The 15829-nt window shown below is 75.4% G+C and carries 14 protein-coding genes; 8 read left to right on the forward strand and 6 right to left on the reverse strand.

Features of this window, described 5'->3' with window-relative positions; translation table 11 throughout:
- Positions 1-24: 24 nt before the first annotated feature.
- Genes ACIPSC_RS01100 through thiE form a run of 3 tightly spaced genes read left to right on the forward strand, consistent with a single transcriptional unit; the run spans position 25 to position 2304 of the window.
- On the forward strand, positions 25-1230 hold the full coding sequence (locus ACIPSC_RS01100; protein ID WP_400822068.1) for an NAD(P)/FAD-dependent oxidoreductase: 1206 nt from the start codon (positions 25-27) through the stop codon (positions 1228-1230).
- Positions 1231-1282: 52 nt separating this feature from the next.
- Positions 1283-1648: an Rv2175c family DNA-binding protein gene (locus tag ACIPSC_RS01105; RefSeq protein WP_313763359.1), complete on the forward strand. Its 366-nt coding sequence runs from the start codon at positions 1283-1285 to the stop codon at positions 1646-1648.
- Positions 1645-2304, forward strand: a complete 660-nt coding sequence (thiE, locus tag ACIPSC_RS01110) for a thiamine phosphate synthase (protein WP_400822071.1) — start codon at positions 1645-1647, stop codon at positions 2302-2304. The genes ACIPSC_RS01105 and thiE overlap by 4 nt, the downstream gene beginning before the upstream one ends.
- A gap of 37 nt (positions 2305-2341) precedes the next feature.
- Here the strand turns inward: thiE and ACIPSC_RS01115 are convergent, their stop codons facing one another.
- Positions 2342-3448: a polyprenyl synthetase family protein gene (locus ACIPSC_RS01115; protein ID WP_400822073.1), complete on the reverse strand. Its 1107-nt coding sequence runs from the start codon at positions 3446-3448 to the stop codon at positions 2342-2344.
- A 242-nt stretch (positions 3449-3690) separates the two neighbouring features.
- Here ACIPSC_RS01115 and metF point away from each other — a divergent pair, with 242 nt between their 5' ends.
- Together metF and ACIPSC_RS01125 are read left to right on the forward strand one after the other, a co-directional pair.
- Positions 3691-4605 carry a methylenetetrahydrofolate reductase [NAD(P)H] gene (metF, locus tag ACIPSC_RS01120; RefSeq protein ID WP_400822075.1) on the forward strand — a complete coding sequence of 305 codons (915 nt, stop codon included), beginning with the start codon at positions 3691-3693 and terminating at the stop codon, positions 4603-4605.
- A gap of 141 nt (positions 4606-4746) precedes the next feature.
- Positions 4747-5661, forward strand: a complete 915-nt coding sequence (locus tag ACIPSC_RS01125; RefSeq protein ID WP_400822077.1) for a hypothetical protein — start codon at positions 4747-4749, stop codon at positions 5659-5661.
- 70 nt (positions 5662-5731) lie between these two features.
- On the opposite strand, the gene ACIPSC_RS01130 is transcribed toward ACIPSC_RS01125, so the two are convergent.
- A complete protein-coding gene (locus tag ACIPSC_RS01130) occupies positions 5732-7231 on the reverse strand; it encodes a phytoene desaturase family protein (protein ID WP_400822078.1) in 1500 nt (499 codons plus the stop codon).
- 10 nt (positions 7232-7241) lie between these two features.
- Complete coding sequence (locus tag ACIPSC_RS01135) at positions 7242-7874, reverse strand: DUF4126 domain-containing protein (RefSeq protein WP_400822080.1); 633 nt, start codon at positions 7872-7874, stop codon at positions 7242-7244.
- A 563-nt stretch (positions 7875-8437) separates the two neighbouring features.
- Here ACIPSC_RS01135 and ACIPSC_RS01140 point away from each other — a divergent pair.
- The 3 genes from ACIPSC_RS01140 (at position 8438) to ACIPSC_RS01150 (ending at position 10658) form a co-directional block, all read left to right on the forward strand.
- Positions 8438-9010 (forward strand): SAV_6107 family HEPN domain-containing protein, encoded by a 573-nt coding sequence (locus tag ACIPSC_RS01140; RefSeq protein ID WP_400822081.1) that lies wholly within the window; start codon positions 8438-8440, stop codon positions 9008-9010.
- Between the two features lie 73 nt (positions 9011-9083).
- Positions 9084-9836: a methyltransferase domain-containing protein gene (locus tag ACIPSC_RS01145; RefSeq protein WP_400822082.1), complete on the forward strand. Its 753-nt coding sequence runs from the start codon at positions 9084-9086 to the stop codon at positions 9834-9836.
- A 432-nt stretch (positions 9837-10268) separates the two neighbouring features.
- A complete protein-coding gene (locus ACIPSC_RS01150; RefSeq protein ID WP_395296532.1) occupies positions 10269-10658 on the forward strand; it encodes a DUF3040 domain-containing protein in 390 nt (129 codons plus the stop codon).
- A 159-nt stretch (positions 10659-10817) separates the two neighbouring features.
- Here ACIPSC_RS01150 and ACIPSC_RS01155 read toward each other — a convergent pair whose 3' ends face one another.
- The 3 genes from ACIPSC_RS01155 to ACIPSC_RS01165 are packed head-to-tail and all read right to left on the reverse strand — an operon-like array spanning position 10818 to position 15638.
- Complete coding sequence (locus tag ACIPSC_RS01155) at positions 10818-13271, reverse strand: transglutaminaseTgpA domain-containing protein (protein WP_400822083.1); 2454 nt, start codon at positions 13269-13271, stop codon at positions 10818-10820.
- On the reverse strand, positions 13268-14590 hold the full coding sequence (locus ACIPSC_RS01160) for a DUF58 domain-containing protein (protein WP_400822084.1): 1323 nt from the start codon (positions 14588-14590) through the stop codon (positions 13268-13270). Before ACIPSC_RS01160 ends, ACIPSC_RS01155 begins: the two co-directional genes overlap by 4 nt.
- Position 14591: 1 nt before the next feature.
- Positions 14592-15638 carry an AAA family ATPase gene (locus ACIPSC_RS01165; RefSeq protein WP_400822085.1) on the reverse strand — a complete coding sequence of 349 codons (1047 nt, stop codon included), beginning with the start codon at positions 15636-15638 and terminating at the stop codon, positions 14592-14594.
- Between the last annotated feature and the right edge of the window lie 191 nt (positions 15639-15829).

The following is a 15829-nucleotide window of genomic DNA, read 5'->3' on the forward strand; positions in this document are numbered from 1 at the left end:
GCCCCCGCGCCGAACGCCAGTACAGTGACGGGCGTGGCAGATCTGAGCGGAACGGATCAGGTGGTCGTGGTCGGGACCGGGCTGGCCGGGGCGCATTGCGCCTCCGGGCTGCGCCGGGGCGGCTGGCAGGGGCGGATCGTCCTGGTGGGCGAGGAGCCGCACGCGCCGTACGACCGGCCGCCGCTCTCGAAGGAGGTCCTGCTGGGCAAGGCCGACGCCACCCCGCTGGACATCGACTTCGCGCACCTGGGCATCGAGGTGCTCGCCGGCCGCCGCGCCACCGGGCTGACCCCGGGCGTGCTGCACACCGACGGCGGCGACCTGCCGTACGGCGCGCTGGTGATCGCCACCGGTGCCGCCCCGCGGGTGCTTCCGGGCGCCGAGCGGGCGCACCTGCTGCACACCCTGGACGACGCGCTGGCGCTGCGGGCCCTGCTCCGCCCGGGCCTGCGGCTGGTACTGGTCGGTGCCGGCTGGATCGGCGCCGAGGTGGCCACCGCGGCCCGCGCGGCCGGCTGCCTGGTCACCGTGGTGGAGGCCGGCCCGGCGCCGGTGCCCGGCGCGCTGCCGACCGAGATCGGCCGGGAGATGGCCGCCTGGTACGCCGAGGCCGGGGTGGAGCTGCGCTGCGACGCCGCTGTGGCGGCCGTCGAGCCCGGCGCGGTGCTGCTGGCGGACGGCTCGCACCTGCCGGCCGACGAGGTGGTGGTCGGCATCGGCGTCCGCCCGGCGACCGACTGGCTGGCCGGCTCCGGCGTCGAGCTGGACGCCGCCGGCGCCGTCGTGGTGGACGACCGGCTGCGCACCGGCCTGCCCGGCGTCTTCGCGGCCGGCGACTGCGCGAACTATCCGTCCGCCCGCACCGGCGCCCGGCTGACCGTCCAGCACTGGGACCACGCGCTGCAGTCCGGCCAGGCCGCGGCCGCCTCGGTGCTCGGCGCCGACGCGCCGTACGACCCGGTGCCGTACTTCTGGTCGGAGCAGTTCGGCCGGATGGTGCAGTACGTCGGCCGCCACGGCGCGGGGGACGAGCAGGTCCGGCGCGGCTCGCCGCAGGACCCGACCTGGGCGGTGCTCTGGCTGCGCGAGGGCGTGCTGCGCGCCGCGCTCACGGTGGACCGCCCGCGCGACCTCACCCAGGCCCGCCGGCTGGTCGAGCGCGGCGCGGTGCTGGATCCGGCCCGGGCCGCGGACCCGTCGGTGCAGCTGAAGACGGCCGTCGCGGGGTAGCGCGAGCGGCCGGTTGGTGCGCCGCGGGCCGTGGAGGTGGCAGTCTGGTGCCGTGAGTGAGATCGAAGCCAAGATTGAGTCCCTGGTCCCCGAGTGGCTGTACCTGCCCGACATCTCCGAGCGGTGGGGCGTCGTGGTCACCGAGGTCCGCAACATGGTCAAGAAGGGTGACCTGATCGCGGTCCGCCGCGGCCCCAACCGGTCGCTGCAGGTCCCGGCCGCCTTCATCGACGACGCCGGCCCGGTCAAGCACCTGATCGGCACGGTCACCGTGCTGCGCGACAGCGGGTTCAGCGACGAGGAGATCCTGGAGTGGATGTTCACCGAGGACCCGTCGCTGCCCGGCACCCCGGTCCAGGCGCTCTGGGAGAACCGCGCGACCGAGGTGAAGCGCCGCGCCCAGGCGATGGCGCTGTGACCACCGCGACGCCCGGCGCGGCGGCCCGCGAGCGGCTCGCCGACGCCCGGCTCTACCTCTGCACCGACGCCCGCCGCGAGCAGGGCGACCTCGCGGAGTTCCTGGACGCCGCGCTGGCCGGCGGGGTGGACATCGTCCAGCTCCGCGACAAAGGCCTGGAGGCCAAGCAGGAGCTGGCCGCGCTGGAGGTGTTCGCGGACGCCTGCCGCCGGCACGGCAAACTGCTCGCCGTCAACGACCGGGCCGACGTCGCGCACGCCGCCCGCCCGGACGTGCTGCACCTGGGCCAGGACGACCTGCCGGTGCCGGCCGCCCGCGCCATCCTCGGCGAGGACGTGATCATCGGCCGCTCGTGCCACGCCGAGTCCGAGGTGGACGCGGCGATCGCCGAGCCCGGTGTGGACTACTTCTGCACCGGCCCGGTCTGGCCCACCCCGACCAAGCCGGGCCGCCACGCGCCGGGCCTCGGCCTGGTCGGGTACGCCGCGAAGCAGCCCACCGACCGGCCGTGGTTCGCCATCGGCGGCATCGACCTGGACAACCTGGACGAGGTGCTGGCCGCCGGCGCCCGCCGGATCGTGGTGGTCCGCGCGATCACCGCCGCGGACGACCCGCAGGCGGCCGCCGCCGAGCTCGCCCGGCGCCTGCGCGCCTGACCCGCCGCGGGGCCGCTGCCGTCCCGGCCGGTACGTCTCAGTACTTGCGGACGGTGGCGGCCTCCGCCAGCGCCAGCAGCACCTCGCGGGCCCGCTCGTCGGCCAGCGGCGCCGCCTCCAGTGCGGCGAGCGACTGGCGCATCAGCTCGGTGATCCGCTGCTCCACCCGCTCGGGCGCGCCGCTGCGCTCGATCAGGCCGCGCAGCCGGGCCACCTCCTCGGGCGCGAGGTCCGGCGCGCCGAGCCGCTCGTCCAGGTGGCGGGCGTCGGCCGCCGGCAGGTCGCGCATCGCGTGGGCGACCAGCAGGGTCCGCTTGCCCTCGCGCAGGTCGTCCCCGGCCGGCTTGCCGGTGACCGCCGGGTCGCCGAAGACGCCCAGCAGGTCGTCCCGGAGCTGGAACGCCTCGCCCAGCGGCAGGCCGAACGCCCCGTACGCCTCGACCAGCCCGGTCGGGGCGCCCGCGAGCAGCGCGCCGACCTGCAGCGGCCGCTCGATCGTGTACTTGGCCGACTTGTAGTGCAGCACGGTCTGCGCCCGCTCCAGCGCGCCCCCGTCGGTGGAGTCGCCGGCGACCGGTTCCAGCACGTCCAGGTACTGGCCGACCATGACCTCGGTGCGCATCAGGTCGAACATCGGCTTGGCGGCCAGCACCGCGGCCGGGTCCAGGCCGGAGCGCAGGAACAGCTCGTCGCACCAGATCAGCAGCAGGTCGCCGAGCAGCACCGCGGCCGAGGCGCCGTACTGCTCGCGGTCGCCGCGCCAGCCGTGCTCGCGGTGCAGCGCCTCGAAGCGGCGGTGCACCGAGGGCAGGCCGCGCCGGGTGTCGCTGCGGTCCATCAGGTCGTCGTGGACGAGCGCGCTGGCCTGCAGCAGCTCCAGGGCCGCGGCCGCGTTGGCGATGCCCTCGCCGGCCGCCGGGCCGCCCGCCCCGCGCCAGCCCCAGTAGCAGAACGCCGGACGCAGCCGCTTGCCGCCGTCGAGCAGGAAGTCGCGCAGTGCCTCGGTCGCGGGGGCCAGCTGGGGCGAGATCTTGCCGAGCAGGGCCGACTGGCCGTCCATGAAGCCGGCCAGGGCGGCGTTGACGCGCTCGCGCACGTCCTCCACGTCAATGGGGTTGGCCGGCCGGTTGGTGGACGAGGTCACGATGAGGCTCCGGAGGTTTCGCTGGGGTGCAGCAAGCCTAGCCGGGCGGCCGGGAACACCCGTACGGACCAGGGGCCGCCGGGTGGACCGGCCCGGGCCCGGGCCGGTCCGCGGGGCCGGGCCGCCCTGTCCCGAAGCCGGTTCGGACGGCCTCCGGGTGTATGCGGAACGGTGTCCACCGCTTGTCTCAATTGCTGGGATCGAGTTGTCCGGGCCCTGCGACCGGTGGTTAACCTGCCAGCATGGCACTCGGCATCGCTTCCACCAGAACCGACCGCGCGTTGACGGTCCGCGAGCTTCTGGCGGCCGGCAAGCGGTCCTTCTCCTTCGAGTTCATGCCCCCGCGCACCGAGGTCGGCGAACAGCGCCTCTGGGACGCCATCCGCAGGCTCGAACCGCTCGACCCCAACTTCGTCTGCATGACGTACGGGGCCGGCGGCTCCTCGCGCGAGCGCACCGTCAACATGGTCGGCCGGATCGCCACCGAGACCACGCTGACGCCCGTCGCGCACCTGACCGCGGTCGACCACTCGGTCGCCGAGCTGCGCAACATCATCGGCCAGTACGCCGACCAGGGCGTGCGCAACGTCCTCGCGGTGCGGGGCGACCCGCCCGGCGACCCGATGGGCGAGTGGGTCAGGCACCCGGAGGGCGTCACCTACGCGTACGAGCTGGTGGAGCTGATCAAGGGGATCGGCGACTTCTGCGTGGGCGTCGCGGCCTCGCCGAACATGCACCCGCGTTCGACGAACTGGGACGACGACATCCGGCACTTCGTGGCCAAGATCCGGTCCGGCGCCGACTACGCGATCACCCAGATGTTCTTCGAGGTCGACGACTACCTGCGGCTGCGGGACAAGGTCACCGCGGCGGGCTGCCACGCGCCGATCATCCCGGAGATCATGCCGGTCACCAACGCCAAGCAGCTGGAGCGCTTCCCGCAGCTCAGCGGTTCCGCCTTCCCGGCCGAGCTGGAGGCCCGGCTGCGGGCCGCGATCGACGACCCGGCGGCGCTGCGCGAGATCGGCATGGAGCACGCCACCGCGATGTCCGAGCGGTTGCTCGCGGAGGGTGCCCCGGGCCTGCACTTCATCACGCTGAACCACTCGACCGCGACGCTGGAGATCTACCAGAACCTGGGCCTGCACCGGCGTTGACCTGCCTCGCGTTCCCCGCCGCCCCGGCCCCGTGGCCGCCCCGGGCGGCCGGGAACGCGATGCGGTACCCCGGCCGTTGAACGGGTACAGTCGCCGCACACGCGCGGCGCGCGCGGGCACGCGACTGGAGGTAGCGGGCGGATGGGCATCGGGTACCTGCTGCTGTACGCCGCGTTGGCGGTGGTGGCGCTCTGGCTGGTGGCCGAGCTGCTGCTGCAGAACCGGGCTCCGCTGCACTGGCGCGGGCTCGCCCTGGCCGGCTTCCTCGGCGTGGTCGGCGGCATGACGCTGGGCTCCGTCGTAGTGATCGGCGCCGGCGCCGCACTGTTCGCGGTCGGCCAGACCTTCGTCACCCTCTCCGTGAAGCGCGGCTACGCGACCGGCTGGTCGCTGCGCGCGGCGGACGGCAGCCTGCCCGGCCCGCTCGCCAAGGTGCCGCTGCTCGGCGCGCTGACCGGCGGCGGCGCGGCGGTCGCGGCCACCGCGGTGGCGGTGGAGCGGATCGGAACCGTCAGCGAGGTGGAGCCGACCCCGGAGCCGGAGCCGTTCGACGAGGACCTCCCGGCCGTCGAGCAGACCGCCGCCTTCGAGATGCAGGAGCTCGCGGCGGACGGCGTCTACGCCTCCTCCTATTACGAGCAGCAGGCGCAGGCCGAGACCCAGCTCCAGGCCCAGGTCCAGCATCAGCCGGACCCGTACGCGGACGCCTACCGGTCCGGCTACGACCCGGCGGCCCAGCAGGTCCAGCAGCAGCAGGTCTGGGACCAGCAGGGCCAGCAGCAGTGGCAGGCCCAGCAGCAGCCGGCCTTCGCCTACGACCAGGGCTACGGCGGCTACCAGCAGCAGCCCGTCCAGCCGGACCCGTACGGCGGTTACCAGCAGCAGGCCGACCCCTACGGTGGCTACCAGCAGCAGCCCGCCCAGCAGTACGGCTACGACCAGCAGCAGTGGCAGCCCCAGCAGCCCGATCTGCAGCACCCGCAGCAGGGCATCCCGCACCAGCCGCAGTACGACTACAACTACCAGCAGCCGAACACCTGGCAGCAGCAGGGCTGACCCCGCGGGCGCGGGGCCGGCGCGCGCCCCGCTCGGGGCCGGCCGACCCGGGCCGGACCCGGGTCCGGACTCAGGCCGGGCCGACGAGGCCGGCCACGATGCAGGCCGACATCCCGACCCGGGCCAGCCCGCCGCCGGGGTGGGCGGCGCCGCCGATCAGGTGGAGGCCGGGCACCGGCGACTCGGTCGCGAGCTGCAGCCAGTCCCCGCCGCGCCCGGCGAGGGCCGGCCGGGGCACGGCGCCGCCGAACGCCGCGGTCTCCCGGCGGGTGTCCTCGGGCGTCCGGACGACCCGCCACAGCACCCGCTCGCGCAGGCCGAGGCCGGCCGCGTCGACGTGCTCCAGCAGCCGGTCCGCGTAGCCCTCGGCGACGCCCGGCGCCGTCCAGTCGACGTCGCCCTGCACCGGGACGGTGGCGGTGAGCACGGCGGTCTCGTGGTCGTCGTCGGGGCGCAGCGCCGGGTCGTCCGGGCGCAGCACCTGCACCGTGGGGCGTTCGCAGAGGCCGGCCGAGCGGGTCAGCGCGTCGATCTCCCGGGCCGGGTCGGCCGCGTGGACCACGGTGCGGTGCGCGGTGCCCGCGGGCCGGGCCCCGCGCAGGGCGAGCAGGACGACGAACCGGCCGGTGGGCGCGTCCGGGTGCCCCGACCCCTGCGGCCCGCCGCCGGGCCACTCGGCGATCCGGTCGTGGAACAGCGTCCGGGCGTCCATCGAGGAGATCACCGTGTCCGCCTCGATCCGGCCGTCGGCGGTCTCCACGCCGCACGCGTGGCCGTCCTTCTCCAGCACCTTCACCACCCGGGCGCCGAAGCGGAACTCCACCCCGCGCTGCTCGCACCGCCGGTGGACGGCGTCGGCCAGCGCGCGGATGCCGCCCTTGACGTACCAGACGCCGAAGGACAGCTCCATGTACGGCAGGACGGTGGCCCCGGCGGGCGCGGTGTACGGGTCGAAGCCGAAGCGCAGGGCGTGCTCGTGCAGCAGGGCGGTCAGCCCCGGGTGGCCGCCCAGCTCGTGCTCGGCCACCTCGCCCAGGGTCCAGGTGCGCGGGCCGCGCAGCCGGGCGAGCAGGCCGCGCTGCGGCGGGACGGGGTAGGGGTCGGCGTGCAGCGGCGCACGGTCGGCCGGGAGCGGCTCCTCCAGCAGCGGGCGGCGGGTGGCCTCCCAGACGGTGCGGCCGTGGTTCATCACCTCGGCCCAGCGGGCGCCCGCGCCGGGGCCGAACGCGTCGTCCAGGGCCTGGACGACGCCGCCCCGGGAGGCGTTGGGCAGCAGCAGGTCGGTGCCGTCGGGCAGCAGGTGGCGGCTCTCCGGATCGACCGGGGCCAGCTCGACCAGCTGCTCCAGCGGCTCCCTGCCGGTCTTCAGGGCGAGGTCGCGGTAGACCGCCGGCAGGGTGAGCAGGCCGGGCCCGGTGTCGAAGGCGAAGCCGTCCTGCTCGTAGCGGCCGACCATGCCGCCGTACGTGGCGCCCGCCTCGCAGACCGTCACCCGGTGTCCGAGGGTCGCCAGCCGGGAGGCCGCCGCGAGCCCGCTCATTCCTGCGCCGATGATGACGATCCGTGCCATGGCCCGAATCCTATGGCCGGGCCGCGGGCAGCCCCGCCGCCGGTGCCGCGCGGCCGGCCGCGCGGGCGGCCTTACGCTCTCGCCGGCGGGCCCGGAAGGCGCGGATCCGGTTGACCGCGAACCAGACCAGCAGCAGGCCCGCGGCCAGCAGGGCGGCGGCGAGCGAGGCGGCCAGCCACGGGTGGAAGATCGCCAGGGTGACCAGGCCGGCCACCGCGAGGTCCTCGGCCAGGCTGACCGCGATGTTGCTCGCGGGTTCGGGCGAGGTGTTCACAGCCATCCGCAGCGAGGCCTTCACCAGATGGCTGACCAGTGCGGTGGTGCCGCCCATCGCGCCCGCCGCGACCTCGCCCAGCGAGCCCGGGTCGGCGCTCGCGATCAGCGCCCCGACCGTCGCGCCCGCGATCGGGCGGATCACGGTGTGGACGGCGTCCCAGAGGCTGTCCACGTACGGGATCTTGTCGGCCACCGCCTCCAGCAGGAACAGGACGGCCGCGGCGGCCAGCACGTCGGTGCGCTCCAGCGCGGGCGGCACCGAGTCGGCCCCGCCGAACCGGCCCAGCAGGCCGAGCAGCAGGACCACCGCGTAGGCGTTGATCCCACTGGCCAGTCCGCTGGTGAAGATCAGCGGCACGATCGTCATCCGGTCCTCCTCGACGGGGCGGGTGCCGGATCCGCCCGGCCCGCCGTACCGTACCGGGACGCCGGAGCCGCGCTCATCGGTTCCCGGGCCCGGCCGAGTGAGTACGGATACTCAGAACCGCACTTGAGTACCCGAGCGGATGGTCCCCGACCTGCGGAGACGGAAGAGTGGTGGGCACCGGGAGGGCGGCGCGTCGGGCGCCGCGCCCCGGGGCTGCGGACACGTGGCGGCGCCGGTTCATGGGACGGCGCCCGCCACCGGCGGGTCCGCACCGGAGCCGGCCGCAGGCCCGCACCGCCGACACGGGGCGGCGGAGCGGGTCAGGGGGGACCGGCGACCCGGAGAGTCCGAAGCGTCGCCCGTGGGGGGACGGCGGTTCGGCGGGTGCGGGGCGGCGGGACGCGGACCGGCGGAGGGAGACGGTCGGCGACTGCCGCCCGCACGCATGCCCGGGCACGGCCGCAGAACCGCCCCGCCGCACCGGACGCATTGTCAGTGGTGGCGTTCACGATGGAGGAGCACGGGCCGTCCGGCCCGCGCGCTGCCTCGGAACGGGGGAGACCATGACCATCAGCCACCCTGAGAACGTCACCGCCCGCCTCCACTCCGCCGCCCACCGACCGGGCGCCCACCGCGCGCCCGACCACGCCCCGGCCAGCGCCGACGTCCACCCGGTGCTGCGCCGGGTCGCCGCCCCGCCCGCCGCACTCGACCTGCTCGCCGACGCGCACCGCACCCTCGCCCGGGCCCGCGCCCTGGAGGACCCGCTGGAGCGGTACGCCGCCGCCCACCTGGCCGCCCTGCGCACGGTCGCGGCCGTGCTCGCCGTCCGCGGCCGGCCGGAGAAGAGCGCCCGGCGGCGCCAGGCCATCCGCAGCGCCTGGGAGGTCCTGCCCGAGGTCGCGCCCGAGCTCGCCGAATGGGCGCCGTACTTCGCCGCCGGTGCCCGCCGCCGGGCCGCCGCGGAGGCCGGGATCAAGGGGGCGGCCTCGGCCCGCGACGCCGACGACCTGATCCGCAACTCCGCGCTCTTCCTCCGCCTGGTCGAGCGGCTGCTCGGGCTGCACCCGGTGCCGCCCGCCCCGCGGCTTCCGCTGGACGACGAGGCCGTCGGCGACCCGGATCCCCGGGGGTGACCGGCGGCACCGGCGTGCACCCCGGCCGGTCTAAGGTGGAGGCCAGCCGACCGATCTGCCGAGGAGCCCCGCCTTGTACCCGACGCGTCCCCGCAGCGCCCTGCGTACCGCCGTGGTCTGGGAGGTGGTGCGCGCAGCCCTGGAGAAGCGGGCGGCCGAGCTCGACCAGCCGGTGCTCGACGTGGTCGACACCGGCGGCGGCACCGGGAACTTCGCCGTCCCGGTCGCCCGGCTGGGCCACCGCGTGACCGTGGTCGACCCGAGCCCCGACGCGCTGTTCGCGCTGGAGCGCCGGGCCGCCGAGGCCGGCGTGACCGACCTGGTGCGCGCCGTCCAGGGCGACACCCAGACGCTGCCCGAGCTGGTCGCCCCCGGCAGCGTGGACGCGGTGCTCTGCCACGGCGTGCTGGAGGTCGTGGACGACCCGGCCGAGGCGCTCGGCAGCCTGGCCGGCACCCTGCGCCGCGGCGGCTTCGTCAGCCTGCTGGCCGCCAACCGCAACGGTGCGGTGCTCGCCCGCGCGCTCGGGGGCCACTTCAACGACGCCCGGACGGTGCTCGACGCCCCCGACGGCCGCTGGGGCGGGAACGACCCGATGCCGCGCCGCTTCACCGGCGACGAGCTCGACCGGCTGGCCGTCGGCGCCGGTCTGCGGGTGGACTCGGTGCACGGCGTCCGGGTCTTCGCCGACCTGGTGCCCGGCGTCCTGGTGGACACCGAGCCGGGTGCGCTGGAGGCGCTGCTCAAGCTGGAGGAGGCCGCGGCCGGACAGCCCGCGTTCCACGCCGTGGCGACCCAGCTCCACCTGCTGGCCACCCTGGCGTGACCGGGCGATGACCAGGGGAGCGGCCCTGCGCCGCCCCGTCCGGTCGGCTGCGGGGAGCGCCCCCGCTCCACCTCCGCTTCACCCCTGCTCCACGCCGGATCCACACCGCCCCCCGCAGGAGCTGCCCAGCTCCGGACCCATTCCAGGGGATCGGGCACTTGTCCGGACCGGACGGCGTTGAGTCCAGTGCGGCGCGGACCGTCCGATGCGGCCCGTCCCGCGCGTGGTCGACCACCCCGGAACGGGCGCGTGGACCGTATGATCTGGGTAAAGCCGGAAAGCATGACAGCCGGACGCTCGGGGCATATGGACGACACGGGCCCGGGCCCCCGCACAGGCGTCCGACCGCGCGTTTTCATGGCTGATTGGACTTGCCTCCCCGACCGGGGCGGCGGACCGGTCGCACCCGCGACCGACGAGTAGGAGGACTCCGTGCCGCTCTCGGAGCACGAGCAGCGACTGCTCGACCAGATGGAGCGAGCGCTGTATGCCGAAGATCCCAAATTCGCGTCGGCGCTTGAGGGAACCGGGCTGCGCACCTACACCCGTCGGCGGGTCTATCTGGCCGTCGGAGGCTTCGTGGTGGGTGTCGGCCTGCTGATGGGCGGCATGGTCGTCCCCGACCAGATCTGGGTCAGCGTCGTCGGGTTCCTGGTGATGCTGGGGTGCGCGGTCTTCGCCGTGACGGGTTGGCGCCGCGGTTCCGCGGGTCAGGCCTCCGGCCCCCGGCCGGCCGCCGCTCCGCGCCGCAAGGCGGGGATGATGGACCGGGTGGAGCAGCGCTGGCAGCGACGCAGGGACGAGCAGACCGGCGGGTTCTGAGCGGCCCCGCCGGGCCGGGCCGTACGAACCCGGCCGTACGAACGCCGAGAGGGCGGGCAGTCGATTCGACTGCCCGCCCTCGGCGTTTCCGTCCGGCGGAGTGTGTGACCGGTGAACCGGGACCGGAGCCGTGGCGGCTCCGGTCCCGGCGGCACGGTCTCAGGACCTGCCGTCGTCCTCTCCGCCCCGGCGCCGCAGCCGGCCCAGGGCCCGGCGCACCGGACCGGTGACCGCCCCGGTCGCACGGGCGACCCGGCGGCGCACGGCGAGCCGGGCGCCCAGCACCGCGTCGGAGATCCGCCACCAGAGCTGGGCCGAGGACGGCGGCAGCAGCACGGCCCTGGTCCGGACGGCCCGGCCGGCGCCGGCCTTCAGGCCCTCCCGGGCGGTCCGGACGTCCGCCGCCACCTGGTCCGACAGCTGGGCGGAGCGGGCGTAGAGCACCCGCTCGGTGGCCAGCGCCAGCCGCCCGGCGGCGGCCGCCGCCTCGGTGCCGAGCTCGGCGGTCTCCGAGATCCGGCGGGCGGCGGCGCGCGGGGTGCGCGACTCGTCCGGCGGGATGCCGGCGTCCCAGGCGGAGTCGATCAGCTCGTCCCAGGCGGCCAGCACCTGGGCGTCGGTGAGCTCCGCGGGGCCGTCCCCGCCGGGCCGGCGCCGCCCGCCCGCGCCGAGCCGGCGGCGGCGCAGCTGCGTCCGCCAGATCATCGGCGTGAGCAGCAGCGCGACGACCAGCAGCGCCACGGCGACGCCGACCAGCACCTGCCAGGACGGCACCCAGGACTCCTGCCGCGCCGAGCCGGCGGTCTTCTGCTCGTCCCCGCACTCGCCCATCCGGCGCAGCTTGGGGTCGCAGCTGCTGCTCGTGGAGGGCAGCGTGACCGGCCCGGTGGCCTGCGCGGTGAGGGTCGGCTGCGGGGCCGGGGCGGTGGTGGGCTCGACGACCGGCGAGGTGTAGCGCGGCTGCACGCCGAGGCCCTTGGTCGGCTCGAAGCGCATCCAGCCGTAGCCCTCGAAGTACAGCTCCGGCCAGGCGTGGTACATCCGGCCGGTCACCGAGTACGAGTTGCCGGGCTTCGAGTTCCCGGGCATGAAGCCGACCGCGACCCGGGCCGGGATCTGCAGGGTGCGGGCCATCGCCGCCATGGAGGAGGCGAAGTGGACGCAGAACCCGCGCTTGTCGCGCAGGAAGGCCTCGATGGCGGTGCTGCCGGTGCCGCTGTCCTTGATGGCGGTGGTGTACTCGAAGTCCGGGCCGGTGAACCAGTTCTGCAGGGCGACCGCCTTGTCGTACGGCGTCTTCGCGTTCTTGGTCAGGGCCAGCGCCTGCAGTTTGACGCTCGTCGGCAGGTTCGCGGGCACCGAGGTGTACTGGTCCATGATCGCGGGCGGTGGGGCCACCGCGGCGCGCAGTTCGTCCGCCGTGGGCTTCACGTCCAGCGCGGTGACCTTGTAGCGCAGGCCCTTGAGCGCCTTGTCCCGGTTCGGCACGACGGTGCCGGTGAGGCCGTCGACCCGCCAGTCGGAGCGGTTGGGGACGCTGACCGACGCCGCCGGGTAGGGCATCGGCAGCCAGCCCTCCTCCAGCCGGTCGCTGATCCTGAACTCGCCGGTCACCGTGGGGGCCTTACGGTCCCGCAGGCCCTCCGGCTGCGGGAAGGTGTCCCGGAGTTCGGAGACCGCCGGCTTGCTGAGCGTCCACGCGGTGCCGTCGAACTTGTCGAGCGAGCCGGTGCGCAGGTAGGCGGTGTCGGCGAAGACGCTGTCCATCGCGTAGGTGAACAGCTCTTCGTTGCTCGGGTTGGTCAGGTGCGAGGCCATGCTGACCAACGGGTCCAGGCTGCTGACGCCGCCGGAGCCGGTGCCCGGGCCGGAGCCGCCCGAACCGCCGGCGTGGATCAGCCCGCCGTCCCAGTGCGGGAGGAAGGGCGGCACCAGCAGGGCCAGGGCGAGGGCGAGCACGCCGACCCGCTGGCCGCTCAGGCTGAGCGACCCGGAGCCCTCGGTGCCGCGCGGCGTCCCGCGGAAGACCCGGCCCCAGCGGGAGACCCGGTCCTGGCCCTCGGCGAAGAGCAGCACCAGGTAGCCGGCGGCCGCGAGGCCGAACCAGACCCAGCTGCCGCGGTCGCCGGCCAGCCCGTTGCCGACCGAGTAGAGCGCCAGCAGCGGCAGCCCGGCCAGGGCCGAACGCCGGTAGGTCACCGCGACGGTGTCCACCAGGACGGCGATCAGCCCGATGGAGGCGACCAGGATGAGCCGCAGGCCCGCGCTGGGCGGGGCCGGGATGGCGTACTGCTGGATGTCGTCCAGGCCGTGGGAGAAGACCCGGCCGAGCGCGGACACCGAGTCGGGGCCGGGCACCAGGCCGCCCCACTTGGCGGCGGAGCCGGCGAAGCCGATCAGCAGCATCAGGAACAGGGCGACCAGCTGCCCGAGCGGCACCGTCCAGCGGTAGAGCGGGGTCCGGCGCAGGCCCGCGCCGGCCGCCGCGACCACGGCGATCACCAGGTAGGCGTGGGTGATCCAGCCCTTGGTGGTGAGCAGCGGGGTCAGGCAGAGCGCGGCCAGGGCGGTGGCCAGCGCCGAGTACACGGTCAGTTTGGCCCGGGTGGTCACGCGCCGGCCTCTTCTCGGTAGGGGGAGGGCGACTCGGCCCGGTCGACGGCCTGCCACAGCTCGGGGACGGAGTCCCCGGCGCGGACCGGCAGGACGGTCCAGCCGGCCTCGCGCAGCTGCCGGACCCGGGCCTGGAACTCCTCCCCGCCGGTGTCGGGGGCGATCATCCGCAGGCCGGCCCAGGTGCCGGTGTCGAGCAGGAAGGCCACCGCGCCGCCGGTGCGGGTGCGCAGCCGGGCCAGGCGGGCGGTCTGCTCCTCGTCGAGGTCGCCGAGGACGGCGACCAGCAGGCCCTCGCCGGAGGCCCGCAGCGGGTCCTCGGCCCGGGAGAGCCCGGCGCCGTCGGAGAGGTCGACCACGGCGAGCGCGTCCAGGATCAGGCCGGAGGCGTCGGCCGCGGTGTTGCCGCCGCCGGCCTCGGGGCCGGGGACGCAGTGGCCGAGGTCGGTGAGCAGCCGGGTCTGGTAGCCGCGCTGCAGCAGGTGGACGGCGACCGAGGCGGCGCAGCTGACCGCCCACTCGAAGGAGGAGGCGGGGCCGCTGCCCCGGTGGCCGATCTCGCGGGTGTCCAGCAGGACGGCGGCCCGCGCCTTCTGCGGCTGCTCCTCGCGGCGGACCATCAGCTCGCCGTAGCGCGCGGTGGACTTCCAGTGCACCCGGCGCAGGTCGTCACCGGGCCGGTACTCGCGCAGGATGACGTCGTCGTCGCCGGCCAGCGCCAGGGTGCGGGCCCGGCTCTCGCCCTGGCCGATCCACTCGCCGCTGAGCCGGACGTGCGGCAGCTGCTGCACCTGCGGCACCACGGTGAGCACGTCGGAGGCGGAGAAGGAGCGGCTGAGCTCGCACATTCCGAACGGGTCGGCGAGGCGCAGCTGCAGCGGGCCGAGCGGGTAGCGGCCGCGCAGGTCGGAGCGGACGCGGTAGGAGACCTCGTGGTGCCCGCGCGGCTCGACCTTGTCCAGCACGAAGCGCGGGCGAGGCCCGAGCACGTACGGGACCTTGTCCTCCAGCAGCAGCAGGCCGGTGGGCACCCGGGAGACGTTGTCGATCCGCAGGTGGACCCGGGCCTCCTGGCCGGCGACGGCCCGGTGCGGGCTGAGCCGGCGGCCGCTGGCCACCCGGTACCGGGTGCCGGCCAGCAGCAGGGCGGCGGCCAGCGGGAGGGCGGCGAGCAGGACGCCGACGTGCAGCAGCGCGCTCTGGTCGAGCAGGTAGGAGCAGGCCACCGCGGTGAGCCCGGCGGCGAGGAAGGACCGGCCCCGGGTGGTGAGGCCGCGCAGTCCGGCGCGCAGGCCCGACGATTCGTCGGACGGTGACACCTCAGCCCCTCCGGACGGCCGGGCCGCCCTGCGGGCGCGGCAGCGGCAGCCGGGCGACCAGCTCGGACACGATCTGCTCGGCGGTGCGGCGGCTGAGGTGGCTCTCCGCGGTCGGCATCAGGCGGTGGGCGAGCACCGGGACGGCCAGGCGCTGGATGTCGTCCGGGGTGACGTAGTCGCGGCCGTCCAGGGCGGCGGCGGCGCGGGCGGCGCGGACCAGGTGCAGGGTGGCGCGCGGCGAGGCGCCCAGGCGCAGCTCGTGGCTGGTGCGGGTGGCGCCGACCAGGTCGACGGCGTAGCGGCGGACCGGGTCGGCGATGTGCACGGTGCGCACCAGGTCGATCAGCTTGAGGATGTCCGCGGCGTGCGCGACCGGCTGCAGGTCGTCCAGCGGGCTGGCGCCGCCGTGCACGTCGAGCATGGCCAGCTCGGCCTCGGGGCTCGGGTAGCCCATCGAGATCCGGGCCATGAAGCGGTCCCGCTGGGCCTCGGGGAGCGCGTAGGTGCCCTCCATCTCGACCGGGTTCTGGGTGGCCACGACCATGAACGGCGAGGGCAGCTCGTAGCTGGTGCCGTCGATGGTGACCTGGCGCTCCTCCATCGACTCCAGCAGCGCGGACTGGGTCTTGGGGGAGGCGCGGTTGATCTCGTCGCCGACCACGATCTGGGCGAAGATCGCGCCCGGGCGGAACTCGAAGTCGCGCTGGTGCTGGTCGTAGATGTTGGTGCCGGTGACGTCCGAGGGCAGCAGGTCCGGGGTGAACTGGATACGGCGCACGGTGCAGTCGACGGACCGGGCGAGCGCCTTGGCCAGCATGGTCTTGCCGACGCCGGGCACGTCCTCCAGCAGCAGGTGGCCCTCGGCGAGCAGGACGGTGAGCGCGATCCGGACGGCCTCCGGCTTGCCCTCGATCACGCTCTCGATGTTCTGCCGCACCCGGTCCACGACGGCGGCGAGCTCGGGCAGGCCGACCGGGTGGTACCCGGGTGCCCGCTGGTCGGCCCCCGCACGACCTTCGAGACCGGCCTGATCGTTGTAGCTCGTCACCCGTACGCTCCCTGGCACCTTCGCCCGCCTCACCCCGAGGCCGGGCCCCCACCCCATGCTTGACGCGGCCCTTCGAGGAGCGGTTCCGCGGGGGACACCGGCGCCGGGGAGGGCCTGCGGCCTGGCCGCCCCAGGTGGTTCGGGGTCAGACCGGCAGGCGCATTCTCCCCCGCGCGGTGGCCAGAAGTCAC

Origin of the sequence: Kitasatospora sp. NPDC090091, assembly GCF_044747365.1 — a bacterium.
In the GTDB taxonomy this organism is placed as follows: Bacteria; Actinomycetota; Actinomycetes; order Streptomycetales; family Streptomycetaceae; genus Kitasatospora.

Excerpts from the sequence above, each read along its gene's own strand:
- metF (WP_400822075.1), top strand. The coding sequence starts at position 3,691 with ATGGCACTCGGCATCGCTTCCACCAGAACCGACCGCGCGTTGACGGTC.
- ACIPSC_RS01125 (WP_400822077.1), top strand. The coding sequence starts at position 4,747 with ATGGGCATCGGGTACCTGCTGCTGTACGCCGCGTTGGCGGTGGTGGCG.
- ACIPSC_RS01130 (WP_400822078.1), bottom strand. The coding sequence starts at position 7,231 with ATGGCACGGATCGTCATCATCGGCGCAGGAATGAGCGGGCTCGCGGCG.
- ACIPSC_RS01135 (WP_400822080.1), bottom strand. The coding sequence starts at position 7,874 with ATGACGATCGTGCCGCTGATCTTCACCAGCGGACTGGCCAGTGGGATC.
- ACIPSC_RS01140 (WP_400822081.1), top strand. The coding sequence starts at position 8,438 with ATGACCATCAGCCACCCTGAGAACGTCACCGCCCGCCTCCACTCCGCC.